The 25,292-nt window shown below is 70.5% G+C and carries 28 protein-coding genes, 1 tRNA gene and 1 pseudogene; 13 read left to right on the top strand and 17 right to left on the bottom strand.

From position 1 onward, the window contains the following. The first annotated feature begins 40 nt into the window (after window positions 1-40). Window positions 41-114: transfer RNA gene (locus tag O7605_RS02500), tRNA-Ile, on the top strand. A gap of 167 nt (window positions 115-281) precedes the next feature. Here the strand turns inward: O7605_RS02500 and O7605_RS02495 are convergent. Further along, complete coding sequence (locus tag O7605_RS02495) at window positions 282-1,199, bottom strand: NADP-dependent oxidoreductase (RefSeq protein ID WP_269737712.1); 918 nt, start codon at window positions 1,197-1,199, stop codon at window positions 282-284. A 244-nt stretch (window positions 1,200-1,443) separates the two neighbouring features. Further along, window positions 1,444-2,547, bottom strand: a complete 1,104-nt coding sequence (locus tag O7605_RS02490; RefSeq protein WP_269737711.1) for an aldo/keto reductase — start codon at window positions 2,545-2,547, stop codon at window positions 1,444-1,446. Window positions 2,548-2,679: 132 nt separating this feature from the next. On the opposite strand from O7605_RS02490, the gene O7605_RS02485 reads away from it, so the two are divergent. Further along, complete coding sequence (locus tag O7605_RS02485; protein WP_269737710.1) at window positions 2,680-3,285, top strand: TetR/AcrR family transcriptional regulator; 606 nt, start codon at window positions 2,680-2,682, stop codon at window positions 3,283-3,285. Window positions 3,286-3,621: 336 nt separating this feature from the next. Here the strand turns inward: O7605_RS02485 and O7605_RS02480 are convergent, their stop codons facing one another. After that, window positions 3,622-3,930, bottom strand: coding sequence for a PASTA domain-containing protein (locus tag O7605_RS02480; RefSeq protein WP_269737709.1), 309 nt, complete (start codon window positions 3,928-3,930; stop codon window positions 3,622-3,624). A gap of 284 nt (window positions 3,931-4,214) precedes the next feature. Between O7605_RS02480 and O7605_RS02475 the strand changes: the two genes are divergently transcribed. Then, the gene (locus tag O7605_RS02475; RefSeq protein ID WP_269737708.1) at window positions 4,215-4,691 is read left to right on the top strand and encodes a DUF488 domain-containing protein; all 477 of its coding nucleotides are present in this window, start codon (window positions 4,215-4,217) and stop codon (window positions 4,689-4,691) included. On the opposite strand, the gene O7605_RS02470 is transcribed toward O7605_RS02475, so the two are convergent. After that, entirely contained in the window at window positions 4,657-5,496 is an 840-nt protein-coding gene (locus O7605_RS02470; protein WP_269737707.1) for a hypothetical protein, read from the bottom strand. The two genes, O7605_RS02475 and O7605_RS02470, sit on opposite strands and share 35 nt — an antisense overlap. Window positions 5,497-6,010: 514 nt before the next feature. Between O7605_RS02470 and O7605_RS02465 the strand changes: the two genes are divergently transcribed. After that, window positions 6,011-6,151, top strand: coding sequence for a hypothetical protein (locus O7605_RS02465; protein WP_269738764.1), 141 nt, complete (start codon window positions 6,011-6,013; stop codon window positions 6,149-6,151). A gap of 54 nt (window positions 6,152-6,205) precedes the next feature. Here O7605_RS02465 and O7605_RS02460 read toward each other — a convergent pair. After that, a pseudogene (locus tag O7605_RS02460) lies at window positions 6,206-6,361 on the bottom strand (cupin domain-containing protein); the annotation flags it as partial. Window positions 6,362-6,854: 493 nt separating this feature from the next. Between O7605_RS02460 and O7605_RS02455 the strand changes: the two are divergent. The 4 genes from O7605_RS02455 to O7605_RS02440 are packed head-to-tail and all read left to right on the top strand — an operon-like array spanning window position 6,855 to window position 9,143. Further along, window positions 6,855-7,190 (top strand): PadR family transcriptional regulator, encoded by a 336-nt coding sequence (locus tag O7605_RS02455; protein ID WP_269737706.1) that lies wholly within the window; start codon window positions 6,855-6,857, stop codon window positions 7,188-7,190. A 2-nt stretch (window positions 7,191-7,192) separates the two neighbouring features. Then, the gene (locus tag O7605_RS02450) at window positions 7,193-7,573 is read left to right on the top strand and encodes a DUF1048 domain-containing protein (protein ID WP_269737705.1); all 381 of its coding nucleotides are present in this window, start codon (window positions 7,193-7,195) and stop codon (window positions 7,571-7,573) included. After that, window positions 7,570-8,382 carry an ABC transporter ATP-binding protein gene (locus O7605_RS02445; protein ID WP_269737704.1) on the top strand — a complete coding sequence of 271 codons (813 nt, stop codon included), beginning with the start codon at window positions 7,570-7,572 and terminating at the stop codon, window positions 8,380-8,382. Before O7605_RS02450 ends, O7605_RS02445 begins: the two co-directional genes overlap by 4 nt. Then, window positions 8,379-9,143 (top strand): ABC transporter permease, encoded by a 765-nt coding sequence (locus O7605_RS02440; RefSeq protein ID WP_269737703.1) that lies wholly within the window; start codon window positions 8,379-8,381, stop codon window positions 9,141-9,143. Before O7605_RS02445 ends, O7605_RS02440 begins: the two co-directional genes overlap by 4 nt. A 93-nt stretch (window positions 9,144-9,236) precedes the next feature. On the opposite strand, the gene O7605_RS02435 is transcribed toward O7605_RS02440, so the two are convergent. The 6 genes from O7605_RS02435 to O7605_RS02410 form a co-directional block, all read right to left on the bottom strand. Next, a complete protein-coding gene (locus tag O7605_RS02435; RefSeq protein ID WP_269737702.1) occupies window positions 9,237-10,085 on the bottom strand; it encodes an aminoglycoside phosphotransferase family protein in 849 nt (282 codons plus the stop codon). A gap of 25 nt (window positions 10,086-10,110) precedes the next feature. Further along, the gene (locus O7605_RS02430; protein ID WP_269737701.1) at window positions 10,111-11,622 is read right to left on the bottom strand and encodes a DUF2207 family protein; all 1,512 of its coding nucleotides are present in this window, start codon (window positions 11,620-11,622) and stop codon (window positions 10,111-10,113) included. 14 nt (window positions 11,623-11,636) lie between these two features. Continuing rightward, window positions 11,637-12,215 carry a LemA family protein gene (locus O7605_RS02425; protein ID WP_269737700.1) on the bottom strand — a complete coding sequence of 193 codons (579 nt, stop codon included), beginning with the start codon at window positions 12,213-12,215 and terminating at the stop codon, window positions 11,637-11,639. Between the two features lie 223 nt (window positions 12,216-12,438). Then, on the bottom strand, window positions 12,439-13,584 hold the full coding sequence (locus tag O7605_RS02420) for an RNA polymerase sigma factor (protein WP_269737699.1): 1,146 nt from the start codon (window positions 13,582-13,584) through the stop codon (window positions 12,439-12,441). A gap of 6 nt (window positions 13,585-13,590) precedes the next feature. Then, a complete protein-coding gene (locus O7605_RS02415) occupies window positions 13,591-13,998 on the bottom strand; it encodes a YciI family protein (protein ID WP_269737698.1) in 408 nt (135 codons plus the stop codon). A 92-nt stretch (window positions 13,999-14,090) separates the two neighbouring features. Then, the gene (locus O7605_RS02410) at window positions 14,091-14,993 is read right to left on the bottom strand and encodes a dihydrodipicolinate synthase family protein (protein WP_269737697.1); all 903 of its coding nucleotides are present in this window, start codon (window positions 14,991-14,993) and stop codon (window positions 14,091-14,093) included. Window positions 14,994-15,063: 70 nt separating this feature from the next. Here O7605_RS02410 and O7605_RS02405 point away from each other — a divergent pair, with 70 nt between their 5' ends. Then, window positions 15,064-15,972, top strand: a complete 909-nt coding sequence (locus tag O7605_RS02405; protein WP_269737696.1) for a LysR family transcriptional regulator — start codon at window positions 15,064-15,066, stop codon at window positions 15,970-15,972. A gap of 65 nt (window positions 15,973-16,037) precedes the next feature. On the opposite strand, the gene O7605_RS02400 is transcribed toward O7605_RS02405, so the two are convergent. Next, a complete protein-coding gene (locus tag O7605_RS02400) occupies window positions 16,038-17,123 on the bottom strand; it encodes a hypothetical protein (protein WP_269737695.1) in 1,086 nt (361 codons plus the stop codon). A 187-nt stretch (window positions 17,124-17,310) separates the two neighbouring features. Here O7605_RS02400 and O7605_RS02395 point away from each other — a divergent pair, with 187 nt between their 5' ends. After that, window positions 17,311-18,207, top strand: coding sequence for an aminoglycoside phosphotransferase family protein (locus O7605_RS02395; protein WP_269738682.1), 897 nt, complete (start codon window positions 17,311-17,313; stop codon window positions 18,205-18,207). 42 nt (window positions 18,208-18,249) lie between these two features. Further along, complete coding sequence (locus tag O7605_RS02390) at window positions 18,250-19,488, top strand: acyl-CoA thioesterase/bile acid-CoA:amino acid N-acyltransferase family protein (protein ID WP_269737694.1); 1,239 nt, start codon at window positions 18,250-18,252, stop codon at window positions 19,486-19,488. Window positions 19,489-19,513: 25 nt separating this feature from the next. Here O7605_RS02390 and O7605_RS02385 read toward each other — a convergent pair whose 3' ends face one another. The 3 genes from O7605_RS02385 to O7605_RS02375 form a co-directional block, all read right to left on the bottom strand. Next, on the bottom strand, window positions 19,514-20,203 hold the full coding sequence (locus O7605_RS02385; RefSeq protein ID WP_269737693.1) for a dihydrofolate reductase family protein: 690 nt from the start codon (window positions 20,201-20,203) through the stop codon (window positions 19,514-19,516). A gap of 77 nt (window positions 20,204-20,280) precedes the next feature. Further along, window positions 20,281-21,558, bottom strand: coding sequence for an RNA polymerase sigma factor (locus O7605_RS02380; protein WP_269738681.1), 1,278 nt, complete (start codon window positions 21,556-21,558; stop codon window positions 20,281-20,283). Further along, the gene (locus O7605_RS02375) at window positions 21,555-21,923 is read right to left on the bottom strand and encodes a YciI family protein (RefSeq protein WP_269737692.1); all 369 of its coding nucleotides are present in this window, start codon (window positions 21,921-21,923) and stop codon (window positions 21,555-21,557) included. Before O7605_RS02375 ends, O7605_RS02380 begins: the two co-directional genes overlap by 4 nt. 268 nt (window positions 21,924-22,191) lie before the next feature. Here O7605_RS02375 and O7605_RS02370 point away from each other — a divergent pair, with 268 nt between their 5' ends. Together O7605_RS02370 and O7605_RS02365 are read left to right on the top strand one after the other, a co-directional pair. After that, complete coding sequence (locus O7605_RS02370) at window positions 22,192-22,461, top strand: hypothetical protein (RefSeq protein ID WP_269737691.1); 270 nt, start codon at window positions 22,192-22,194, stop codon at window positions 22,459-22,461. After that, window positions 22,461-23,498, top strand: a complete 1,038-nt coding sequence (locus O7605_RS02365; RefSeq protein ID WP_269737690.1) for a hypothetical protein — start codon at window positions 22,461-22,463, stop codon at window positions 23,496-23,498. Before O7605_RS02370 ends, O7605_RS02365 begins: the two co-directional genes overlap by 1 nt. Before the next feature lie 95 nt (window positions 23,499-23,593). On the opposite strand, the gene O7605_RS02360 is transcribed toward O7605_RS02365, so the two are convergent. After that, window positions 23,594-24,745 carry a hypothetical protein gene (locus O7605_RS02360; protein ID WP_269737689.1) on the bottom strand — a complete coding sequence of 384 codons (1,152 nt, stop codon included), beginning with the start codon at window positions 24,743-24,745 and terminating at the stop codon, window positions 23,594-23,596. After that, window positions 24,742-25,269, bottom strand: a complete 528-nt coding sequence (locus O7605_RS02355; RefSeq protein WP_269737688.1) for a SigE family RNA polymerase sigma factor — start codon at window positions 25,267-25,269, stop codon at window positions 24,742-24,744. Before O7605_RS02355 ends, O7605_RS02360 begins: the two co-directional genes overlap by 4 nt. Between the last annotated feature and the right edge of the window lie 23 nt (window positions 25,270-25,292).

Genomic DNA, 25,292 nt, shown 5'->3' with positions numbered 1-25,292 from the left:
CCGGTGATCGACCGGGCGGGATAAGATCCGCCCCGGTACCGGGGCGGTAGCTCAGCCGGTTAGAGCAGGGGACTCATAATCCCTCGGTCGCGGGTTCGAGTCCCGCCCGCCCCACCCAGCCGTTTTCCTGACCTGCTGGTTCGTGGCGGGATGTGGTCACCATGTGAACCGCCGGAGTGGCGCCTGGAGGAGTAGTGGACGCCATACGCTTTTCGAGCGGTTCGCTGGCTGTCGGCTCGGTCTGCAACTGGCCCAATCCGCCTGCGCCGTCCGTGCCGGGCCTAGTGACTGAGCACGACCTTGCCCGAGAGGCGGCCGGCGCTGTGACGACGGTGCACCTCGACGATCTCGGTCATCGGGAGACGCTCGCTGACGCCCGGCGAGATTTGGTTCGCATCCGCCAGGCGAGCGATCGCGTCGAGCTGGGCGGGATCCCGGCGGACGGTCATGACCATCGCGCGTACCGCGTGGCGGCGGTCCGTTGACGCGGACGAGGTGATGGAGACCAGTTGACCCTCCGGCTCGATGAGGGTGACGAGCAGGTTCAGGCCGGACCCGTCGATGGGTGCTGTGTTGAACACCGCGTCGACCGGCTCGGTCAGCCGGTCGACGGTGTAGTCCAGAATCTGGTCGGCGCCAGCCGACTGGGCTGCCGTGATGCTGGCCGGGCCTGCGACGCCCACGACGGTGGCACCGGCCAGCTTGGCGAACTGCACGGCGAACCGACCGACGCCGCCGCCTGCGCCGTTGATCAGGATGCGTTGACCGGGCCGGACCCGCAGATGGTCGTGGATGCCTTGCCAGGCGGTGAGCCCGGCGACCGGGAGGGCGGCGGCGTCGGCGAGCGGGATGCTCGTTGGCGCGGGAACCACCGTCGCCGCCGGTGCGAGGGTGAACTCCCCGGTAGCGCCGTCCGCCGGCCGCGGCAGAGCCGCGATGACCTGGTCGCCGGTCGCGCGGTCGGTGACGCCCGCGCCGAGTTCGACGATCGTGCCAGCGACGTCTGTGCCAGGGATGTGCGGCATCCGGACGGGATGAGAGTGGCGCAGGATTCCGGCCCGGATGATGGCGTCCGCCGGGTTGAACGACGTGCCGGCGACCCTGATCAGGACCTCGCCGGGCCCGGGGACGGGGATCGGGGCCTCCTCGTAACGGAGCACCTCCGGTCCGCCGTACTCGTGCATCCGGATGGCGTGCATGTCTTCTCCAGGAGGTCGGGCCCGTGGCCACGAGACCCGGGGGCGGGTTCGTGGCCACGGTCGCGCGGGCGGGTCAGCCGCTGACGAGCTTGCTGGCGTACTGCGGGTTGTTGTGGTCGCGCCGGGCGGCGATCTTGCCGTCGGGGTGCAGGTAGGGCGCGAGGCGGTCCGCGTCCTTGGTGTTGAACGCCTCGACGAACTCACGAAAAAAGGGTGTCGTTGCTCTGTGTCATGTCAGGTTCCTTCACTTGGTGGGTTGAGCGGCGCCGTTGAACACCGGCGGGGCGTAGCCGGCCGGCTTGTCGCCGACGCCGAGGCCGGGGCTCACCACCCAGGACTGGTACTGCGGGGTGAACATGCCGTACGGCATGCCGAGGATCGGGGCGCTGGCCTCGTCGAGGCGGCGACGGGCGTCGGCGGGAATCTCGAAGTCGAGCGCCTCGAAGTTGCTGCCGACCTGCTCGGCGCTGCTCGCCCCGATGATCACCGAGGCGACGGCTGGCTGGGTGGCGACCCAGTTGATCGCGACCTGGGCCATGCTGCGACCCAGCTCGGCGGCCACGCTCTCCAGGGCCTCGATGACCTGCCATTCGCTGGGGCTGACCGCGCGACCTCCGGCCTCGGGATTGGTCAACCGGCCGGTCCCGCTCAGGCCGTCGCCGGTGCGCCGGTACTTGCCGCTGAGCAGGCCGCTGGCGATCGGGCTCCACGCGGTCAGCCCCATGCCGACGGTCTGGGCCATCGCCACGTACTCCGCCTCAATGCCCCGGCCGACCAGGGAGTAGGGGAGCTGCAGATTGATCATCGGGGCCAGGCCGTGCGCCTCGGCGTAGCTCTGCGCCCGGGCCGCGTACCAGGCGGGCACGTCGGAGAGGCCGGCGTACCGGATCTTGCCGGCGCGCACCAGGTCGTCGAGGGTGTGCACGACCTCCTCGACCGGGGTGATCCGGTCCCAGGTGTGCAGCAGGTACAGATCGATGTAGTCGGTGCCGAGCCGACGCAGCGACGCCTCCACGGCCCGCATGATGTGCTTGCGGCCGTTGCCGCTGGCGTTCGGGTCGGTCGGGTCGACGGTGTTGGTGAACTTGCTGGTGAGCACGAGCCGCTCGCGGTCGCCGGCCTGGTCGATCAGGCGGCCGAGGATCTTCTCGCTCTCCCCGGCGGTGTAGAAGTCCGCCGTGTCGATGAAGTTCCCGCCCGCCTCCAGGTATCGGCGGAAGATCGGCTCGGCCTCCTCCTCGAGCTTGCCGTACGCGGCATGGAAACCGTCGACGCCGAAGTTCATGGTGCCCAGCGCCAGCCGACTGACTCGCAGACCGGACCGCCCGAGCAGGTAGTAGTGGTTCATCGTTGCGTCCTCCCGATCATGGTGTCGGCCCGGGTGCGGACCGCGTGTCCAGACCTTTGCTCGCTAAAAATGGACCTGCAAGTCCAAACCTGAGCTAGGGTTGGACCCGCAGATGCAGACCAGGAGGTCCCAATGACACGGGCGTTGACCCGCAAGGGCGAGGCGACCCGGGCGCGGATCGTCGTCGGCGCGGCCGCCGAAATTCGGGAGCGCGGCGTCGATGAGGTACGCCTTGAGGACGTGATGGCCCAGACCGGCACCAGCAAGGGTCAACTTTTCCACTACTTCCCCGGTGGCAAGGAGGAGTTGCTGCTCGCGGTGGCCCAGCACGAGGCCGACCAGGTCCTCATCGACCAGGAGCCGATGCTCAGCAACCTGACCTCCTGGCCGGCCTGGCTGGCGTGGCGCGACCGGCTCATCGAGCGCTACCTCGCGCAGGGAGTTAAGTGCCCGCTCAACGGTCTGCTCGGTCAGACCGGCCGGCGCGCGCCGGGCGCCCAGGCCATCGTGACCGGGCTCATGTGGCGCTGGCAGGCGGCGATCACCGAGGGCATCCGGCATATGCAGTCGACCGGGGACATCGCCGCCGAGGTGGACGCCGACCGCGCCGCAGCGGCGCTGCTGGCCGGCATTCAGGGCGGCGTACTGCTGCTGCTCTCCACCGGGAAGATCGATCACCTCGAGGCCGTTCTCGACCTCACCATCGAACGCCTGCGGGCTGGCGCCCGCACGGCCTGACGCCCGGTCGGCGGCTGGTTCGCATGGCGGTACCTCCGGCCCACGCATTCAACTGACCTGCGGTTCCTGGCCTTGCCGCAGCCGCCATGCGAACCTCTAATGGCCGAAGTCCGACGCTGGCTCCGGTGCTCGGTCGTCGGCTTGGCTTCGCAGCCATCCGTACAGCTGAACCGGCCTACGGAGAGTGACGAGCTACAGCGACCGACGGGGCGAACAGGTGCACGGCTGTCACCGACGCCGGCCGACAGCAGCATCGATCTTCGCAGGGTGCCTGTCCTGCGACGCGAACCGACTCACCGAACCGAAGGCTGACGGCTGGTGGGTTGCCACGAACGTCTACCGGGTTGAATTACTGTCTGTGGCCGGCTCCAGTTCGGCACCGAGACCGTCCAGACGAGGTGACGGGCGGCGCGGTTCACGGTCGCCGGCCAGGTTGTCCGGAACCTCCTCAACGGCGACCACCATCGAGCCATAGCGGCGCATCGTCGTCCCGGCTGCCGGCTCCTGGCCTGTGATGAGCCATACGCCCGATGAGGTCAACTCACTCAGCGGCGGCCCGTCCGGATCACCGCTGGTCATTCTCACATGATGATCCGTAGCGACCTGCGATGCGGCCTCGACGGTCAGGCCGACAAGGTCAGGCACCTTCGTCTCCCTCTCACCCGCCGGGCCAATCCAGACCACGCCAGCCTCCCTGAGAGTCACACCGCACAGGACGTCGCGCGAGAAGACGTGCTGGGGCGACGTTAGTGGACACCTCACCAGCGCGGTCCGCGACCAGTACACAAGAGGACCGCGGTCTGCGGGGGCGAGAGTACTCGGATCGACCCGTCGCCAACTGCGGTCGCCACCGCTCGCGGGTGTTAAGGGTGGCGCATTTCTCGGCCGTTCCGATGGTCTTGGCCGACGAGTCATGAAAGGGTGTCCCGATGAGCGCCTTAGCCGTAAGTCACCGGGCCGGTATCCTGGGTGTCGGCTACGAGGGTCGCTCCATCGATGAGTTCGTGAACGGCCTCGCGGACATGGGCGTCACACGCCTAGTTGATATCCGGATGACGCCGATTTCGCGCAAGCGCGGCTTCAGCAAGTCGGCCCTCGGTCAGGCGCTCGCGACGCAGGGCATCGCATACGAGCATCGCCGGGAGCTTGGTAACCCGAAGGAGAACCGCCCTGGGTTTGGTGGCAACCCCGAAGAGTTGCGATCCGCGCGGGCGGTGTACGCCTCTCGGCTGGAGCACTCTGAGTCACTGGCGGCGCTCGACGCGCTCGCGGAGACGGCGCAACGCGAGCTGGTGGCGCTGCTCTGTTTCGAGGCGGATGAGCGTCGCTGTCACCGCCAGGTCGTGATAGGCGCCATCGAACGCCGGATGCCTATCGTTTCGGCCAGTACACGCCCAGCACGCTGAAGACGTGCACGCGCTTGGCCTGGTTGCCGACGTAGAAGGCGACGTCACGATTCGGCGCACACATCTCCCGCAGAAACTTGGCCTCCAGAGCTTCCCGCAGCGCGGCATCCGAGTAGCCGGCGAGCCGACGCTGTAGCGCTACCAGCTCCCAGTCGATGACGTGCTGCTTGTGTCCGTGGCACCCAGGCTCGTGGCAGCGGTAGTGGTACGCCGCCTTGAAGCGTGGCGCCTGTAGCGGGAACCTGCTCCGGCCGCTGAAGAGGTCGGGCTGACTCGCGTAAGCCTCAATCTTGCGCTGCTCGTCAGCGCTCCAGCCGGGGTGCGGCGTGACCTTGAGGCCGCGAACCTCCTTGGGGCGCACGAGTGCCAGCGATTGCGCGTCAGCGCGTTCCTGGGCGTCGCGGTTGAGGCGGCACATCGAATCCTCTACAGCTGGGTCAAGCAACGGCCGTCGCGACCTCCAGCCGTCGAGATGGCGCTCCTTCTGGAACCGCTCCATGATCGGCTTCCAGCTTTCGCGCCGCTGGTCCTGCCGTGCCGGCTTGACGTCAACGGAGACGATGTCGTACTTCTTGAACGCCTCGTCGCTGTCCAGATGGCGGAAGTTGATCGGGTAGAGGCGCACCCACGTCGGTTTCAGCACGTCCGTCCGCAGCCCCGCTACGCAGACGGTCTCTCCGTACCTCTCTGAGGGGTTGGGCGCAGCCTTAACAGTTATCAGGAGCTGTAGCCGTACAGTGCGGTCGTCGGTCGGCTTCGGGTCAGGTCCGGCCCCACTGGGACCGAAGAGCGACATCTGGGCCATTCGCGCCTCCAGCGGAGATAACCGTAGGTAGCCGTGCGGTCACGCGAGGGATTAAGATTCTCACGGATCGACGGACCGGCATAGAGCGCGTGGTGCCGCTTGTGGTGCGACGCCATGAGTGGTTCAAGTGGCTGTAGTCGCGGCTGCGAGTCCCGCCCGCGCCACCAGCCGTTTTCCCTGTTCAACGGCGGGCGAGAGGTCAACATTCGGCCGAAGCAGAGGAGCCAAGAGTTCAGCCAGCGTTGACAACCTTTGCGACGTTCGGGTCGGGGTGCTTTGCTCAGCTGGTGAGATCTGATTTCGAGGACTGGGCGCGCCGGACGTTTTCAGGGTGGAATGCGGTCACCATTGCATCCACCATCCTCGGTCTTCTCCTGTTCGGCTTGGGGCTCATGCTCGGGACCAGGTAGGGCTCCCGGTGACGTAGGGGTGGTTCATCAACATCAGGCCGTTCCCATCGCGAGCCAGATGATGAAGGATCAGCCTCGGAGCGCCGAGACGTGGAGAGATCGCCATGAACCCCGACGAAGCTGAGAAGGCCGCGAGAATGAAATTCCTTCTCGCCGGCACTGCCTTTTTCCGCGCAGGGCAGGTGGCTGCGTGGGTCGGAGTGGTCTACGCCCTGGTGGCGTTGTTGCAGCGGGTCAGCGGCTAGGAGCAGGCGGGTGAGCGGCCCGCGTCTGGCCAGGGTGCACATGTAGAGCATGCGGGCCGGTGCACCTGAGGTCTTGCGAAAGTTGTGCGGCGCGTTGGCCGGAATGTTGATCGTGGAGCCGGCCCGTACGACGTGCTTCTTGCCTCGGAGGGTGAACTCGATCTCGTCTCGACGTCGTCCACGGGCCAATTGTGCCCGGCGGCGCCGCACGGCGCGGCACCCGGCCTCGGCCACCGAGCGCCTGCTGGATCACTGCCCTGTGCGGCGGTCGCGGAGCTGCCGGAACGGCGGACCTTTCGCCCTTCTCCGGCGTCTGGAAAGGCAAGGTCCACATGGTGGTTCGGGTCCTCCACCACCGCTGATCTAGCTGCAATAATCTTCGATGAAGTGGGCGGCGGTGTGGTCGCCGACTCGATCGATTGCGCACTGGGCTCTGACCAGGAGGTCCGGCTTGATCGCAACGTCGTCTCCGTCGAGGCGCAGTCGACACTTACGCGGCAGGCCCAGACTCGTGAGGGCTTCGCCGGCCGAGTCCGAGGAAACAACCCGTGGCGACGGCGGTCCACGCGCGGACTGCGGCGTCGAGTCCCACCGCCCCGAAACCCCTCGGTATTCAGCGTTGCTATCTACCGGTACCTAGTGTTACTGTCTACTGGTAGTCAGCGACGCTTGGTAGCGAGGGGGCGATGGTGTGGGCAACCAGATGACGGAGATGCTGAAGGGCACGCTCGAAGGCATCGTCCTGGCGATTCTGGCGCGGGAGTCCGCGTACGGCTACGAGATCACCGCGTGGCTGCGCGACCGCGGATTCTCGGACATCGCGGAAGGCACCATCTACGCGTTGCTCGTCCGCATCGAGCAGCGTGGGTTCGTGGACGTGGCGAAGGTCCCCTCCGAGAAGGGCCCCCCACGGAAGGTGTACACGCTCAACGCGAAGGGGCGCGAGCAACTCACCGAGTTCTGGAGGACGTGGCGCGTCCTCGCGGACCGCATCGAGCAACTTCACCACAACGGCAACCAACACGACCAGGGAGCATGAGCATGGCCGCGAAGTGGATCGAGACACTCGTCGGGTCGCTCGAGCAGAAGAAGCAGTACCGGGCCCTCATGGCCCGGATCGAGGCCCTGCCGGAGCCCTATCGCGGCGCGGCCAAGGCGCTGCACCGGTACTTCATGTACCACGGCGCGATTCTCGACGGCGACACGCTCACCACCATGCTCGGCGACTTCGTCGACCTCTGGGAGCGCGCCGTCGCCGACGGAACGCCGGTCCGCGCGATCGTCGGCGACGACCCGGTCGAGTTCGCCGAGACGTTCCTGCAGGCGTACGCCGGCAGGCAGTGGATTGACAAGGAGCGCGAGCGCCTGCGGAAGGCGATCGACGCTGCTGACCACAACAACGGTGAGGAGAAGAGCGAATGACCACCACGGCTCGCGAACCAGCGATCAGGGTGCAGGCCATCACCAAGTCCTTCAAGGACCTGCACGTGCTGCGGGGCGTCGACTTCGACGTGGCGGCGGGGAGCATCTTCGCATTGCTCGGCTCGAACGGCGCCGGCAAGACCACGCTGGTGCGGATCCTGTCGACGTTGCTGAAGGCGGACAGCGGCACCGCCACCGTCCAGGGGTTCGACGTCTCCTCGGCGCCGGCCGAGGTACGCAAGTCGATCAGCCTGACCGGCCAGTTCGCCGCGGTCGACGAGGTGCTCACCGGCCGGGAGAATCTGATCCTGGTCGCGAAGCTCCGTCACCTGAAGGACCCGGGCGCGATCGCCGACGATCTGCTCGCCCGCTTCTCGCTCACCGATGCCGGGAACCGCAAGGCGGGCACGTACTCCGGCGGTATGCGCCGCCGGCTCGACATCGCGATGAGCCTGGTCGGCAACCCGCCGGTCGTCTTCCTCGACGAGCCGACCACCGGCCTCGACCCGCAGGCCCGCATCGAGGTCTGGCAGACGGTGAAGCAGCTCGCCGAAGGTGGCACGACCATCCTGCTGACCACGCAGTACCTCGACGAGGCCGAGCAACTCGCCGACCGGATCGCGATCCTGCACAAGGGCACGATCATCCAGAACGGCACCCTCACCGAGCTGAAGCAACTCCTCCCGGCCGCCAAGGTCGAGTACATCGAGAAGCAGCCGAGCCTCGAGGACGTCTTCCTCGTCCTCGTTGGCGAAACCAGTGACACCGCCGACCAGCCGGCCACGCCCACAGGAGAGGAATCCCGATGACCGCCCACGCCCTCAGCGACACCGGAACCCTCACCGGCCGCTCCCTGCGTCACATCCTCCGCAGCCCGGACACCATCATCACCACCGCGATCACCCCGATCGCGCTGCTGCTGCTCTTCGTGTACGTGCTGGGCGGAGCCATCAACACCGGCACCGGTGAGTCGTACATCAACTACATGCTCCCCGGCATCCTGCTCATCACCATCGCGTCCGGCATCGCCTACACCGCGTACCGGCTGTTCCTGGACATGCAGGGCGGCATCTTCGAGCGCTTCCAGTCGATGCCGATCTCGCGTCCCTCCGTGCTCTGGGCGCACGTCCTGACCTCGCTCATCGCCAACCTGGCCTCGCTCGTGATCGTCATCGGCGTCGCGCTGATCATGGGCTTCCGCACCAGCGCGTCCGTGGTCGACTGGCTGGCCGCCGCCGGCATCCTGATCCTGTTCACCCTCGCCCTCAGCTGGATCGCCGTGATGCCGGGCCTGACCGCCAAGACCATCGACGGCGCGAGCGGCTTCAGCTACCCGCTGATCTTCCTGCCCTTCATCAGCTCGGCGTTCGTCCCCACCGACTCGATGCCCGGCCCGGTCGCGTGGTTCGCCGAGAACCAGCCCGTCACGTCCATCGTGAACACGCTCCGCGCGCTGTTCGCCCAGGAACCCGTCGGCAACGACCTGTGGATCGCCCTCGGTTGGTGCGTCGGGCTGCTCGTGGTCGCGTACCTCGGCGCGACAGCGATCTACCGCAAGAAGATCAGCTAGCCGAGCGCAGAAAGGCGGCGTCACGTCCACAGTGGATGCGGCGCCGCCTTTTCGCGTGCTCCGGCCACTCGACGGGTGAGTCCGGCCGAACGGTCAGTGGTGGCCCGACCGCCGATCGTCGCTACGGCGGCGGCCCTCGTCACGCAGGTCACCCGGTCGGCCGCGAAGCAGGGCACGTTCGAAGACCAGGCGTTGCGCGCGTACGTACCTCGCGTCGTTGAGGTACTGGATGTGGTGTCCATCCGCGAGATGACCGGCGAAGGCGGTGTTGCCGGCGGCTGCCTGGGTGTGCATGAATTCGACAAGTGCGTGCAGCCGGGCCACGGTGATGTCCACCAGGTCGGCTCGTGCGTTGTCGTCCAGCCCGTACCGGTCGCAGAACGTGCGCAGCCGGGCGGCCTGTTCCTCGGTGGTTCCGAAGCCGTCGGTGTTCTCCGGTGCGGTCATCGGCACCCAGCGGTAGGCCGCGTAGGCGACGTCCCAGATCCGGGGCCCGGGCTGGGCATGGTCGAAGTCGATGATGCCCACGACGCGGTTGCCGTCGAGCACGCAGTTGTGCGGGGCGTAGTCGCCGTGACAGATGACCTCGACCGGCTCGGTCGCCGCCACCTGCCAGCCGTCGCGCGGTGCTCGCCGCGCGTACTCGGCCGTCGCGTCGTGGTAAGCCCGTAGCAGCGCGGCGGCGCTCTCCAACGCGTCGATCGAGGCCGCCGCGGGGGTCGGCGGATAGTTCGACACCTCGCCCGGCAGGAAATCGAGTAGCTCGAACCCGGGCTCGCTCGTGTCGCGTACGCGGGGTGCCGCCGTGAAGCCCTGGGCGGCGAGCTGCCGCAGCAGGTCGTGAACCCGGGCGGACCAAGGGCCGGTGGGTCGACGCACCATGTCGCCGATCCGAATGACCTCGTTGACGCCGCCGCCCGTCAGGATCTCCCGCTCGACCATCCGCCCTACTTCGTCGCCTAGAGTCCTACGTCGTCCCGCTGCCCTGAGCGGCTGCCGGGGGACGTCCGGCCGGGCCACCGTACTCCGTCGCCGAGGTGCGGCGCTGGTCGGTGCCGAGCGGCTCGACCAGCCGTCGGGACCGGCCGTGACCGACGACCGCGAAGGCGACCACTCGCCTGGTCCACGGGCGGACCCGGATGGTGACGACGTCCCCGTCGCGGCAGTCACCGGCCCACCGGCTGGGCAGGCCCCAGGCGGTGGTGCGGTCGCCGGTGCCGTCGTCCACCGCCAGGTAGTGCAGCCACGGTCGGGCCGGCCGGTCCTCACCCTGGTTCGTCGTGCGCCACACCTCCAGCCACAGCACCTCGCCGGTGACGGTCCGCTCCGTGACGAGGTCCGCGACACCGCGCACCAACGTGTGGCCACCGAGCACCAGCAGTATCAGGCCCACGACGACGAGGCCGGCGGTCACGAACGTGACGATCCGCTGCGGCTGATCGTCCGATGTGGGCCCGAGATCGAGGTCGGGGCCGAAGACCTTCAGCAGGAAGGCGCCCACCGCGACGCTGATCGCCGCGCGCAGCAGCAGCTTCGGCACCGTCTGACCGTAACGGAGGGAGAAGCGCGGGTACCGTACCCGGACCCGGTGCCACCTGCCACCGAGCGAGGACCAGACCAGTTTCCGGTCGCCCATCCCGAGGTCGAGCAGGGCGCTGGTCCGGCGGGTGGCGCCGACGGCCGCCCCGTAGCCCAGGTAGCGGTCCCAGATCGCCACCGACGCCGGAGGCAGTTCGTCGAACTGCTCGTGTCCACGCAGCCAGTCCCGCACTCCGAGCCAGTGTGCGGCCACCTGGCGGCCGCGTGGCGTGTCGCGCTCGCCCGGTGACAGTCCCGCGATGGCGGTGAGTACGGCGAAGACGACGACTCCGGCTCCGACAGCCGGGTTTCCGTCGGTACTGTGCAAGCTCCCGTAGCGCCACAACATCACCACGACGACCACCGCGACGACCCCGGCGGCGGCGGTCAACAGGCTGGTCACGGCGGGGCCGAAGCGCCGCCGCGACAGCCCGGCGGCCCGGGCGTCCGCGACGACCTGCGCTCGCAGCCGTCTGTTCCATACCTGCGCCTGCGCCCGGTCGCGGAAGGTCAGCGCGGTCACGGGTACGACGCCGTCGACCGCCAGCCCGCGTACCCGGTCGAGCACCCGCCGCTCGTACGGCCGCAGTTCCCCGTCGTCGGGCGGGCTCGACGGCAGGTGCAGGGTGGTCCGCGTCGGATCGTCGTCGGGCTGGCGTAACTCGAGGAAGCCACGGGCGGCAAGATCGAGCAGAGTCGACTCGGCCGCGTCCTCGGTCACCGACCACCGGTTGACCAGCAGACTGACCACGGCGGGTGGTTCGTTCCCGAGTTCCATGGTGGCCGGCGCGGGCGCCGGACCGGCCGGTCGGGTGACGGCGCGGACCAGGCCGTACGCGCCGAACCAGGCCCCGACTGCGAACGCGCTCGCGGCCAGATCGAGAAGCAGTCGGAGATCCACCGGGCCCACTCCCGTCAGGAGCGCACCTGGACGGCGGCGCGTTCACCGTCGAGCGCCTCGAAGTAGTTCATGGTGCGGAAACCGCCCAGGCCGGCGATGAGGTTGATCGGTGCGGACTGCACACTGGTGTTGTACGTCTGAACAGCGCTGTTGTAGAACTGCCGGGCGTAGGCGATCTTGTCCTCGGTCCGGGTCAGTTCGCTGTGCAGGGCCGCGAAGTTCTGGTTGGCCTTGAGGTCCGGGTATGCCTCGGCGAGCGCGAGGAGCCGGCCGAGCGTTCGGGTCAGCACCTCCTCGGCTCCCGCGCGGACGGCCACCCCGGGCGTGACGGCGGCGGCCATCGCGCCGGCACGGGCGGCCAGCACCGCCTCCAACGTGCCGCGTTCGTGCGCCGCGTAGCCCTTGACCGTCTCGACCAGGTTGGGCACGAGGTCGTACCGACGCTTGAGTTGGACGTCGATCTGCGCCCACGACGCCTGCACCTGGTTGCGTTGGCGGACCAGACGGTTGTAGGCGCTCAGCGCCCAGCCGATCATCAACACCGCCGCCAGGCAGAACAGCCCTGTGGCCCCGATGATGGAACCGGTCTCCACCCGAACTCCCCGAATCCCGTCGTGGACCACCTCGACGATCCGACGGCCCGTCGACGACCTCCCCGACTGGCCTGAGCATGGGCACACCGGAAGCCGTCCGCAATCGGGCGAATGGCTGGCACCCTGCCGGCGGCGGCAGGAAACGGGGACATCGCCCGGATCCTCAAGGAACGATCGTGAAGAAGGCATTGCTCTCGGTGGCCCAACGCGGCGGATGCACCACCTACCGGCGCAGCAGCGCGTTGAGCCGGGCGGCCTGCCGCGTGAGGTGTTCGACCTCGGGAAGGCTGGGCGCCGATCGGGCGGCCTCGGCGTAGAGCCGTGCCGAGGTGACCAGGTCGCCGTCCCGCTCGTGCAGGTACGCGGCGACAGCGGCGTACCGGGGCAGGGCGGGGTCGAGGTCCGCCAGGGCGGCCAGGCCGGCTCGTGCTCCGTCGGCCTCGCCGACCGCGACCGCCCGGTTGAGGCGGGCCACCGGGCTGTCGGTGAGGCGGACCAGTTCGTCGTACCACTCGACGATCTGCACCCAGTCGGTCTCCTCGGCGGTGCGGGCGTCGGTGTGCAGCGCGGCGATGGCGGCCTGCGCCTGGAACTCGCCCAGGCGGTCGCGGGCCAGGGCGTTCTGAAGTATCTGCACACCCTCGGCGATGAGCCGGGTATCCCAGCGGCCCCGGTCCTGCTCGGCCAGCGGCACCAGGCGGCCGTCGGCGGTGGTTCGCGCCGCCCGGCGGGCGTGGTGCAGCAGCATGAGCGCGAGCAGACCCGCCACCTCCGCGTGTCGGATCCTGGCCGCCAACTGGCGGGTGAGTCGGATCGCCTCCGCGGCGAGGTCGACATCGCCGGAGTAGCCCTCGTTGAAGACCAGGTAGAGCACGCGCAGCACAGTCCCGACGTCCCCGGGCTGGTTGAACCGGACGCCACTGACGGTCCGCTTGGCCCGGCTGATCCGCTGCGCCATTGTCGTCTCCGGCACCAGGTAGGCCCGGGCGATCTGCCGGGTGGTCAGGCCGCCGACCGCCCGCAGGGTCAGCGCCACCGCCGAGGCCGGGGTCAACGACGGATGCGCGCACAGGAAGTAGAGCGCGAGCGTGTCGTCGATCGGCCCGCCCGGTCCGGGCGCGGGCTCCACCTCCACCTGGGCCTCGCGCCGGCGCCGTGCGGTGTCCGAGCGGGCCACGTCGAGGAACTTTCGCCAGGACACGGCCACCAGCCAGCCCTTGGGGTCGCGCGGCGGGTCCGTCGGCCATGCCCGGACGGCCTCGACCAGCGCGTCCTGCACGGCATCCTCGGCCGTCGCGAAGTCGACTCCGCGACGGACGAGGATGCCGATCACGGCGGGAGTAAGGGTCCGTAGGACGGCCTCATCCACCGTGCGTCACTCCGAGATGGTCGGCGGCTCGGTGAGGAACGGCCGCACCTCGAGCCACTCGTGCAGCGGCTTCCCACCGGCACCCGGCGCCGCCGACAGCTCGCCGGCCAGCTCCAGCGCCCGGTCGTAGCTGTCGACGTCGATCACCATCCAGCCGGCGATCAGATCCTTGGTCTCCGCGAACGGGCCGTCGGTGACCGGCGGTCGTCCCTCGCCGTCGTAGCGGACGAACGTGCCCTCCGGGGAGAGCGCCTGTCCCTCGACGAACTCGCCGGTGTCTTCGAGTCGAGCCGCGAAGTCGCGCATGTACTGCACGTGGGCCGAGATCTCCTCGGGCGTCCACTGGTCCATCGGCACGTCGTGCAGCGGAGTCGGGCCGCCACGGTAGTGCTTGAGCAACAGGTACTTGGCCATCGGATGCTCCTTGTCAACTACGGGCCATTCTGGCCGCGTTCGTAGCAGGGACGGAGCACGGCCCGGCTTCTCGACATGCCGGCGGAAGATTTTCACTGAGGATCGTCGGCGGTCCCGCACGCCGGTTCGTCCGACGCCCCGGCCAGGCAGGTCAGCGCCCGGGCGGTGGCCGCCGGGGTGGCGGGCAGCAGCGGAGGGCGGACGAGCGGTGTCGGGATCCGGCCCTGGGCGTGCAGGACCGCCTTGACCACTGCGGGGTTGGGTTCGGCGAACAGCGCGGCCGAGAGGGTGGCGAGCCGGTGGCCGAGCGGCCGGGCCCGGGCGACGTCGCCGGACCGCCAGGCCGCGACCAGGTGGGCATAGTCGGCGGTGGCGAGATGCGCGGAGGCGAGGATCCCGCCGGCCGCGCCGAGGGCGAGCAGCGGCGAGACGTACGCGTCCTCGCCGCAGAGCACCGCGAAGTCGGACGGCGGGTCGGCGAGCAGGGCGATCGTGTCGGCGTCGATGCCGCCGACGGCGTGCTTGACACCCGCCAGGCCGGGCAGCCCGGCGAGGCGGCGCAACGTGTCGGCGCCCAGCTGCTGCCCGGTGCGGTACGGAACGTGGTACGCGACCAGCGGCACCGGTGATTCCTCGGCCAGCCGGGCGTAGTGCGTGAGTACCGCCTCCTCGCCGGGGCGCAGGAACGGCGGGACCAGGCAGAGCGCCGCGGTGACCTCGGGTCGCCCGGCGAGTGCCCGCAGCTCCGGCGCGGTGTGCGCGCCGACCAGGAGACCGGCCCGGTGCTCCCGACAGATCGCGGCGATCGCGTCGACCACCAGCTGCTGCTCGGCGGCGTCGAGGGCGTGCGGCTCGGCGGTGGTGCCGAGGGCGACCAGACCGGCCGCGCCGGCGGTCAGCACCTCTCGGGAGAGTGCGCGCAGTGCGTCGAGTGCGATCGCGCCGCTCTCGTCGAACGGGGTGATCATGGGTACGTAGAGACCGGCTGGTGTCATGCCTTCAGCCTCCGACCGAAGAAGGTGAAGCACCAGCTCCGATTACTCACCAAATGCGTAAGCTGAACTGATGCTTGACGTCCGTCGCCTGCGCCTGCTGCGGGATCTTTCCCACCTCGGCACCATCGCCGCCGTGGCCGAGGCGCACACCTACACCCCGTCCGCCGTCTCCCAGCAACTCGCCGCGCTGCAACGGGAGGCCGGTGTGACGCTGCTGGAGCGGGCCGGTCGGCGGGTCGCCCTGACCCCCACCGGGGTGGCGCTGGTCCGGCACGCCGAGGTCGTCCTCGCCGCGCTGGAGGCGGCCGACGCGACTCTCGTCGCCGCGCGGGGCGGGCTCTGCGGCACGGTACGCATCGGCGCGTACCCCAGTGCGGTGCGTACCCTGCTGCTGCCCGCCCTGGTCGCGCTCGGCCGTGACCATCCCGCGCTCGACCTGATGGTCACCGAGTTGGACCCGGTCGCGGTGCCCGACGCGCTGCGCGACCGCCGCCTCGACGTGGCGCTCGTGCACGACTACGACATCGTGCCCGTCGAGGCGGGCCCGGCCCTGGACTCGGTGCCACTGCTGGAGGAGACGGTCCACCTGGCCGTCGGGGCGGACCGGAACCTCACCGGCGACCCGATGCGCTCGGTACGCGACGCGGACTGGATCGTGGGCAGCCCGGGCACGCTCTGTCACTCGGTGACCCTGCACGCGTGTGAACTGGCCGGCTTCCGCCCGACGGTGCGTCACCACGCGGACGACTTCACCGCCGTGCTCGCCCTGGTCGCCGCCGGTCAGGGTGTCGGTCTGGTGCCGCAACTGGCTGTCGGGCGGCCGCCGGCCGGGGTGACTCTGGTCCCGCTCACCATCCGACGGCGTACCCGGATCGCCTACCGGCAGGGTGCGGGTGGCCATCCCGCGGTGGCCGCGAGCGTCGCCGCGCTGCGGGTCGCCGCCTCGGACCTGCCCGGCGAGCACCCGGCCGGGTCCTGAGACGCCGCCGCGTCGCACCCGCCGCCGGTCCCCGCCCAGCGTGCTCTGGGCGGGGACCGCCGGGCTCAGACGCTCGACGAGAAGGTCGAGCTGAACTCGCTGTCCTGCGGCCGGCCGGCGTTGCTGAAGCAGGAGACCGGCAGCACCGCGTCGCTGCCGAACTGCGCCCATCGGGACTGGATGGTGCAGTACGAGGGGTCGTCACCGATCGCGGTCACCTGCGCCGTGGTGCTCTTCTCGTGCAGGGCCGGGAACTTGACCGTGTAGGTGCCGAGACCCGTGGGACCGAAGCCGTTCGCGCCCACACCGAGCGGGTGGGAGTAGTTCGTCGGACCGACGAAGGGCGTCGCGAGGTACCCGAAGTACTTCGGTGGGCCGAACGACGCGTAGACCGAGCGCTCCCGATGGAACGAGGCGGTGAAGTCGCTGTTCATCAAAGCACCGGTGGCCGGATCGTGGCAGGCGACGTAGACCAGCACGTCCGGGCCGGTCGCGCCCCAGCGAAGGATCTTGCAGCGGCGTGGTTGGGCGTTCGGCTGCTGGGCGGTCACCTGCACGTTCCCGGAGAGCGTGCCGGCCGTGCCGACCGCCAGGAAGCGCAGCGCGTAGATGCCCACGCCGACGTTGGCGACGGTGACGGGTGCGCCGGCCGAGTTGTACGACTGCGCGAGGACGTTCGACAACACCTGCGCCGAGGCGTACGCCCCGACGCCGGCCGGCAGGACGCCGGAACTCACCGTCCACAACACCGTGAACGGGGTGTCGGTCGGGGTTCCGCCGGGTCGGAAGCACTGCACGTCGACGATCTCGTCGGCGCCCGAACTGCCCCACCGCACGAGCTGGCAGAACCGGCCGTCCCTGGCCACGGCGGTGACATGGGCGTTGCCACGGGCGCCCAGTCCGATGTTCGGAAACCGCACCAGAAAACGGCCGGGGGCGACCTTGCCGCCGGTGGCCACCGGGCCCGCAGCCCAACTGCCGAACTGGTACGCCGCGGGCAGCGGTGTCCAGACCGGCACGGTGGGATCGGCGACGTACGCGAATCCGAAGCGGTCGGCGGTGGCGGCGGCGGCCGGTGCGCCGGGGACCGCCAGCGTCGCGGCCAGCACCATGGCCAGGGCGGCGCAGAGGTGACGGAGTCGGAGAGACATGGGCCACTCCAATCGGTGGTAGTCGATGCTTTTTCCACTGTTCCGGGTATCGGTCAAGGTCACAGTCGGCTTGCCTACAACCGACGGGACGGGTGCCCGGCACCGGTCCGACCGGGTGGCCGGCGACGCCGCCCGCAGCGTCGAGAATTGGGTGGCCCACCCGCGCGTCCGGCGCGAGGATCTCGGTGTGCCGCTGCACCAGGGTGAGATTCCGGTCGACGAGGATGTCGTCAGTGCGTTGGTGACGCAGCAATGTCCACAGTGGGCGCATCTGCCGCTGTCCCTGGCGGGCGCGGGCACCGACAACACGATGTACCGCCTCGGCGCCGACCTGCTCGTACGGCTGCCGCGCACCGCCGAGAAGGCGCCGTCGCTGCGCAAGGAACAGCGCTGGCTGCCCCGGCTGGCCCCCCGGCTCGGCTTCCGGATCCCGGAACCGCTGCACACCGGCGTTCCCGCCAGCGCCTTCCCGCTTCCCTGGTCGGTCTACCGGTGGATCGACGGCGAGGAGGCGGGGCCGCAGACCGTCTCGGACTGGGCGGCCTTCGGCACCGACCTGGCGGGGGTGGTGCGGGAGCTGCACGGCGTCGACCTCATGGGGGCGACCGGTACGGGCGACCTGAGCTGGTACCGGGGCGGACACCTGCGGCCCTGTGCCGACTGGATCGGCCGAGCCCTCGCCGACTGCCGGACCATCGTCGGCGCGCAGATCGACGTCGACACCCTGGAACGGATGTGGCAGGCGGGGCTCGCCCGGCCCGAACCGTCCGGACCGCAGGTGTGGCTGCACGGCGATCTCAGGCCCACGAACCTCCTGGTCCGACACGGCAGACTGCACGCGGTCATCGACTTCGGTGGCCTGTCGGTCGGCCTGCCCGACGCCGAGCACGCCCCGGTGTGGGATCTGCCGCCCGAGGCCCGCCACGCCTACCGCGACGCCGTCGACGTGGACGACTCCACCTGGCTACGCGCCCGCGCCTGGGCGATCGCCGTGGCCGCCAGCGGCATCGCGTACTACCAGCACAGCTACCCGGCGTTCGTGGCCGAATGCCGGGCCCGCCTCCGTGCGATCCTCGCCGAATAGCACCCGTCGTGGGGGTGGACAGCCGCACATACGGTGTGGTCGATGCCGCGTTGGTCGAGAACGTCCCGGATCCTGCCCGCCGTCCTGGTGGGGCTGGTGGTCGCGACCCTCCTCGTCGGCGATCGGGGCAGGGGCGGCGCGCCGCGCCTGCGGCTGGACGTGACGCCGGCCGTGGCGCTCGTCGACCAGCCGCTGCGGGTACGGGTGAGTGGGCTGGCCGCGAGGGAACGGGCGGAGATCGCCGCCGAGGCCCGGGATCACGCGGGGCGTCGGTGGCGCGCGGCGGCGACGTTCGTGGCCGACGCCGACGGTGTGGTGGACGTGTCGCGGGACGCACCGGTGCACGGCTCCTACTCGGGTGTCGACCCGATGGGTCTGTTCTGGTCGATGGATCCGCTGGACGGCGACGCCTCCTACTTCGCACCGGTCTGGCCGCACGTACGGCGCGACTTCCCGGTCCGGCTGTCGGCCTCGCGTGGCGGGCGGGCGCCCGCCACCGTCACCGTGCGACGGGACTGGACGGCGGGTCCGGTCTCCTTCACCGAGCTGACCCGGGCGGCCGACGGGGTTCACGGGTTGCTCGTCCTGCCGCCGCCGGATGTGCCGCGACGGCGCGGGGTGTTGTGGTTCGGTGGCTCGGAGGGCGGCGTCGGCGGGCTGTACGACGCGCCGCTGCTCGCCTCCCGCGGGCACCCGGTGCTGTGCCTGGGCTACTTCGGCGCGCCGGGGCTGCCGGACAGCCTGCACGACATCCCGCTGGAGTACTTCGTCACCGCCGCCGAACGTCTCGCCTCGCACGCCGGTGGCGAGGTGGCGGTGATGAGCTACTCGCGCGGCACCGAGGCCGCGTTGCTGTTGGCGCAACAGCGCCCTGACCTGGTAGGCGCCGTCGTCGCCTACGCCCCGAGCAGCATCGTCCACCTCGGCTACCCGTACACCGGAGCGCCCGCCTGGACCTACCGTGGCCGGCCGGTACCGAGCGGCCCGATACCCGTCGACCGGATCGACGGACCGGTACTGGCCATCGCCAGGGCGGACGACCTGCTCTGGGACGCGCCGACCTACGCCGCCGAGCTGGTGCTGGCCCTCGGTGGTCCACCCCACCGGGTGCTGCTCTACCCGGAGGCCGGTCACGGCGTGGGCACCTTCCCGTACCTGCCGTCGAAGACGGTGCACCAGGGCCGCACCGGCGAGCAGATCCACGGCGGCTCCCGGGCCGGTGACGCCGCCGCCCGCCGCGACGGGTGGTCCGAGGTGCTCAGCTTCCTCGCCACCCGCTGACGGCGCCACCGGCCGACGGCACGGCCTACGGGGTGCCGGTGCCGCGGCCGCGGTCGTCGAGGACCAGCGGGGCGCGACCCTGCACCGCGTACCGGACGTGGGTGACGTGCGGGCTGGCGAGTACCCGTTCGGGGGTCAGCTCGATCGCCTCGAAGTCGTCGAGAGCCAGGTCGTCGAAGAGTCGGAGCCCGGCACCGAGGACGACCGGCACCACGTGCAACTCCAGTTCGTCGAGCAGACCCGCCCGCAGCACCTGCCGGACCAGGCTGCCCCCGCCGGCCACCGCGACGTTCCGGTCACCGGCTGCGGCCCGGGCCTGGGCCACCGCGCTGGCCAGCCCGTCGGTGACGTAGGTGAAGCTGGTGCCACCCTGGCGGTGCAACGTCGGGCGGGGCCGGTGGGTCACCACGAAGACCGGAGCGCGGAACGGTGGTTCGTCGCCCCACGGCACCTCGCCGCCGTCGGCCATCCGGCGACCCATCACGTACGCGCCGGCCGCGGCGAACGACTCGGCGATGATCTCGGAGTCGGCGTCGTGCCGGCCGCCGGCGAAACCCTGCCGTTCGCGCCACGCCATCGCCTCGGTGGCCCACCGGGTCACCCGGAAGAAGCCGTGGCTCTCCGCCGACCGCAGCCAGTCGCCCACGCCGTCGTGCTGCGGGCCGGCGTAGCAGCCGTCCAGCGACACCGACAGTTGGGCGGTCACCTTCGTCATGTGCTGTTCCTCCCGGGTGCGACGGCACCCACCGTGGGTGCCGATCCACCTGTGGATCGGAGCGGTACGGCACGCTTCTACCGACCCCGAAGGTGACCTGGTTCACATGGTGGACGGTCCGGGTCACTCGCGGTGGCGGCTCGGCGCAGCAGGTACCGCCGCTCGGGGTCGCTGCCGGCGTGCTGCGCCGCTGCCCGCCACTGCGCGGCCGCGGCGGGCCGGTCGTCGGCGAGTTCCAGCAGGTGGGCGCGGACGGCGTGCAGTCGGTGGTGCCCGGCCAACGGCCCCGACTCCACCTCGCAGAGCAGGGCCAGCCCGGCGACGGGCCCGTGCACCATGCCCACCGCCACCGCCCGGTTCAGCGTGACCACCGGGTTGGGTGCGAGGTGCTCCAGCACCTCGTACAGGGCGAGCACCTGGGGCCAGTCGGTGGCCTCGGCGCTCGGCGCCTCGGCGTGCACCGCCGCGATGGCGGCCTGGACCCGGTACGGCCCCGGTGGCGCGGCGGCCAGACTCCGTTCGACAAGTGCACAACCCTCGGCGATCGCCACCCGATCCCACAACTGGCGGTCCTGCTCCGCCAGCGGCACCAGATCGCCGTCCCGGTCGACCCTGGCCGCCGCTCGGGCCTCGGTGAGCAGCATCAGCGCGAGCAGGCCGGTCGTCTCGGCGTCGTCGGGCAGTTGCTCGTGCAGCCGGCGCGTCAACCGCAGTGCCTGCCCGGTCAGCTCGGCGCGGCGCAGTTGAGGGCCGCTGCTGGCGCTGTATCCCTCGTTGAACATCAGGTACAGCACCTGGCGTACGACGGCCAGCCGGGCCTTGCGTTCCGCCGTCGGTGGCGGTGCGAACCGGGCACCCGCCGCCCGCAGGCGCAGCTTCGCCCGCGAGATCCGTTGCCCCATGGTCCGCTCCGACACCAGGAAGGCGGCGGCGACCTCGGCGGTGGTGAGCCCACCCACCGCACGCAGGGTCAGTGCCAGTTGGGCGGGCGCGGGCAGCGATGGGTGACAGCAGAGCAGGAACAACTCCAGCAGGTCGTCCCGGGGTGGCACGGTGTCGGGCGCGGGGACGACGAGCGCGTCGCGGGGGGTGAGGTCCAGCGCCGTACGTTCGCGGCGGGTGCGGGCGACCTCGGTGCGCACCAGGTCGACGTAGCGGCGGGCGGCGACGGTGTGCAGCCAGCCCGACGGTTGCTCGGGTACGCCGTCGAGCGGCCACCTCTCCACGGCGGCGACGAGCGCCTCCTGCACGGCGTCCTCGGCCCGGCCGAAGTCGCCGTACCGGCGCACCAACGTGGCCAGCACCTGCGGTGCGAGCCGGCGCAGCAGCTCGACGGTGGCCCCGTCGAGACTCAGCGGTCCGCTCCGTCGCCGGCCATCAGCGGCCAGATCTCGATGCCGCCGCCGGAGGTGCCGAACCGCAGACCCGGGTAGGCCCGGGCGATCTCCAACGCCCGCTGCTCGTCATGGACGTCGACCACGAAGTACGACCCGACGTACTCCTTGGCCTCCAGGTACGGCCCGTCCGTCACCACCGGAGTGTCGGCGGTGATCCGCACCGACCGGGGCCGGGACACCAACCCCTGCACGTCGACCAACTCACCGGAGGCCCGCAACGCCTCGTTGAAGGCGTCGACCTGACCGATCAACGTGGCCAGGTCGCCGTCCGGCAGGCTGCCCCAGATCTCCTCGTTGCCGTAGATCAGCATCAGATACTTCACGTGTCGCCTCCATAATGGTCGATATGTCCGTAACCGGACAGGACGGCGTGGCCTGCCCCGACGCATTGTTGTAGCAGGTAGCGAGGCTGCGGATGGCGGGCCACATCCGATCCTCCGGCCGAGTCGGGGCGGTGACGCCCCGCCGGCCGCCAGCACGGAAACGCCGGGGCGCCGCCGCGCCGCCCGGCGCCGGCCCGCCGTCGCCGACCAGCCGCACCGACGGTAGCTGCACCGCTGGTCGCGACGACCAAGCCAGGAAGGAGCTGCCATGGCCGCTCCCACCGCCAACGCCTCGATGAACCCCACCATCTACTCACCCGGCGAGCAGATGCTGCTGACCGTCAACTACGGCGACGCGGACCACCAGCGGCTCACCGTGACGGTCACGGTGGCCGACGCGCAGGGCAACCGCAGCGCCCCCGTCTCGGTGACCGCCGTGATCGACCCGCTCACCGTCACCGTCGCCGACGACTCTGGGCGTACCTGGTCCCGGGTCTCCGACGACGGCGCGGTGGCTGTCTACCGGGCGGTGGCGTGATGCCGCGGGTGACCGTCACCGTGCGCGACTCCGCCAGTCGGACCGCCACCGCCAGCGTCGCCTACACCGTGCTGCCGCCGGTGCTCGGCGGCTACTACCTCTCCGGTGGTGCGGATCCGACCGCCGACATGGCCGGCGGCAACTTCCGGTCGCTGACCCAGTACCGCAGCTTCGCCGACGCCTACATCTTCCCCGGCTACGAGCGACCCTGGCTGATCACCCTGGGGCGGGCCGGGGTGCAGATCAACATGGTGCTCGAACTGAAGCACTACGGCGCGCCCGACACCGGGCCGCAGACCTTCACCGTGGACGGGGTGCGGTACACGGTTCCCGCCCCGGCGATGACCATCCAGCAACGGCCCGGCGCGATCTGGCCGAAGGCGTACGGCTACGGCCAGGTTCTCGCCGGGCAGTGCGACGGGTTGCTGGCTCGGGCGCTGTCGCAGTACCGGACCATGGGCTTCGGGGTGAACATCCAGCTCGCCTCCGAGCTGGACACCGATCACGAGTTCGGCACCACGGAGGCCGGCAAGGCGTACACCTGGGCCGAGTCGGACGCCCGGTCGGTGCAGGCGGTGACGTACATCGTCAACTGGTTCCGGGCCAAGGGGCTGCCGCAGGGCAGCACCTTCTCGGTCGGGGTCGGCGGCTTCAACCGGGACTGCTTCCGGCGCACCCACCCGGAGGCGCTGATGACCCGGCTGGACTACCTCCAGTGGAACGTCTACGCCACGAACGCCAGCCACACCGCGCTGGAACGGTTCCGGCGCACCAAGGACTGGGCGGTGGCCGATCTGGGCCCGGTCGCGTTGTCCCGTCCGGTGCTGATCGCCGAGTGGGGTGTACGGGTCATCGAGATTCCCGACCAGGCGGCCTGGATCGCCACCGTGCCGCCGGCCATCGCCCGGCTCAACGCCGAGCGCGGCCCCCTGATCGCCAGGACGAACTACTTCAACTCCGGCTGGGGCACCCTCAGCCCGAAGTCGACCGGGCTGGCCGCGCTGCGGGCCGCGTACGCCCGCCCACCGTACGGCTGATCCCGGTGCGCCGGCCCGGTCCGGTGTGACTGCCGGACCGGGTCGGCGTGCGCGGCGGGCCGACCCCCGTCAGGTCCGACCCGCGTCGCACCGGCTCACCGCGACGGCGGCTGGCCGAGCAGGTCGGTCAGGACGTCCAACAGTTCTGGGGTGAGCTCGTTGTTGTTGACGCTGCGGCACGGCTCGTGCCGGATCCAGAACTCGGCCGTCTCTCCGGTGACATCGGCCACGGTGAGCGTGTCGAATACGGTGGGTTCCTGGTAGTCCGGCCAGTCGCCGCAGTCGCTGCTCTTCGAGGACCTGTCGAAGGCGCCATTGAGCGGGGCTCGCACCTGGTCCGCGTCCGTGCGCCGCCGCTGCTGTACGGCCAACTCCCCAAGCTCGCCCCGCGCGACGTAGCGGCAGGCGGTGAACTCGACGAGTGGGTCCGGCAGGGACCGGTACGGGTCGGTGTTGTTGAACCTGATCCAGTTCGGCGGGTGGTGCCCGGAGTTCTTCCGCATGCGCTCGACCGGGAAGGTGGCCGGGCAGGCCGGGCTGGTGACGGAGGCGGGATCGGTGGTCGCCGCCAGTTGCGCCCGGTACCGGTCGAGGAATGTTATGGCGACCTGGATATCCGTCCCCCGGCCGTGGGTGGCGGTGACCGTCACCCGGCAGTTGTAGTCCGTCCAGACCGTGACCGGGTCCCGGTCCGGGTAGCGCAACACCAGGACCGTCTCGTCGGTGGTGGCCTTCCGCGTGCACCGCAGCTCCTGACCGTCCGGCAGCGGCCTACCCTGTCCGTCCTGCTGGGTCGGTGGCTGGGAGTTGAGCAGTCGGACGATCTCGTCGACTCCGGTGGTGAGGGTGCGGGGTCCGAGCCGGTACGCCGGGTCGGGGCCGCTGCCGACCGGCACCTGGCATCTGATGACCTCCACCGCTCCGGTGGGGACCAGCGGCTCGTCGTCGCCGTAGCGCACGGACGCGAGGTCCGGGCGGTCGCCGAGACTTGTCGGGCAGGACGCCTCGCCACGCGGGCTGGGTGTGGTCACCGGCGCGACCCGCTCGCCGTCCGGACCGGCCACCAGGTTCGGCAGGCCGACGCCCAGGCCGACGGTGAGCGCGACCGCCGCCGCCGCGCCGCCGGCCACTCGGCGACGGTGCCGGCGTACCCGCACGCCGACCTCGGCGACCCGGTTACGCGGTGCGGCAAGCGGCGGTACGGCCCCGGCGAGCAGCCCTCGGATGTCCTCGTCGTCACGGGTCACGGCACGACCTCCCGGTTGGTGAACAGGCTCAGGTCCGGATCGGTACGCAGGCTGCGCAGGGCACGCGACGACTGCACCTTCACCGTGTTCGGCGAGCAGCCCAGCACCTGGGCGGTCCGCTCCACGGAGAGGTCCTCGACGTAGCGCAGCACCACGATCGCCCGCTGCTGGCGGCTGAGCCGGGCCAGCGCCCGGCGGACCGCGTCCCGGTCGGCCGACTCGCGGGCCAGGTCACCGGGTCCGGTGTCCTCCGGCGGCCTGGCGGCCGGCAACTCGGCCCGCCACCGTCGTCGCCACCAGGAGACGTAGGTGGTGAACAGTGCCCGCCGCAGGTACGCCTCAGGATGCTCGGCCGCGACCACGGTCGACCAGCGTCGCCACGCCCCGGCCAGCACGGTCTGGAGCAGATCCTCGGCGCGGCCGGCGTCGCCGGTGAGCAGCCAGGCGGAGCGCAGCAGCGCGGCGGACCGGGCCGCCACGAAATCGGCGAAGCCCTCCGGTGGCGCCGGATACCTGTCGGTCATGCGTACCTCCCGACAGGTAGACG

Source organism: Verrucosispora sp. WMMA2121 (assembly GCF_027460185.1).
GTDB classification, from domain to species: domain Bacteria; phylum Actinomycetota; class Actinomycetes; order Mycobacteriales; family Micromonosporaceae; genus Micromonospora; species Micromonospora palythoicola.
The sequence above is the reverse complement of the archived record's forward strand: the minus strand, read 5'-3'. Positions and strand labels throughout refer to the sequence as shown.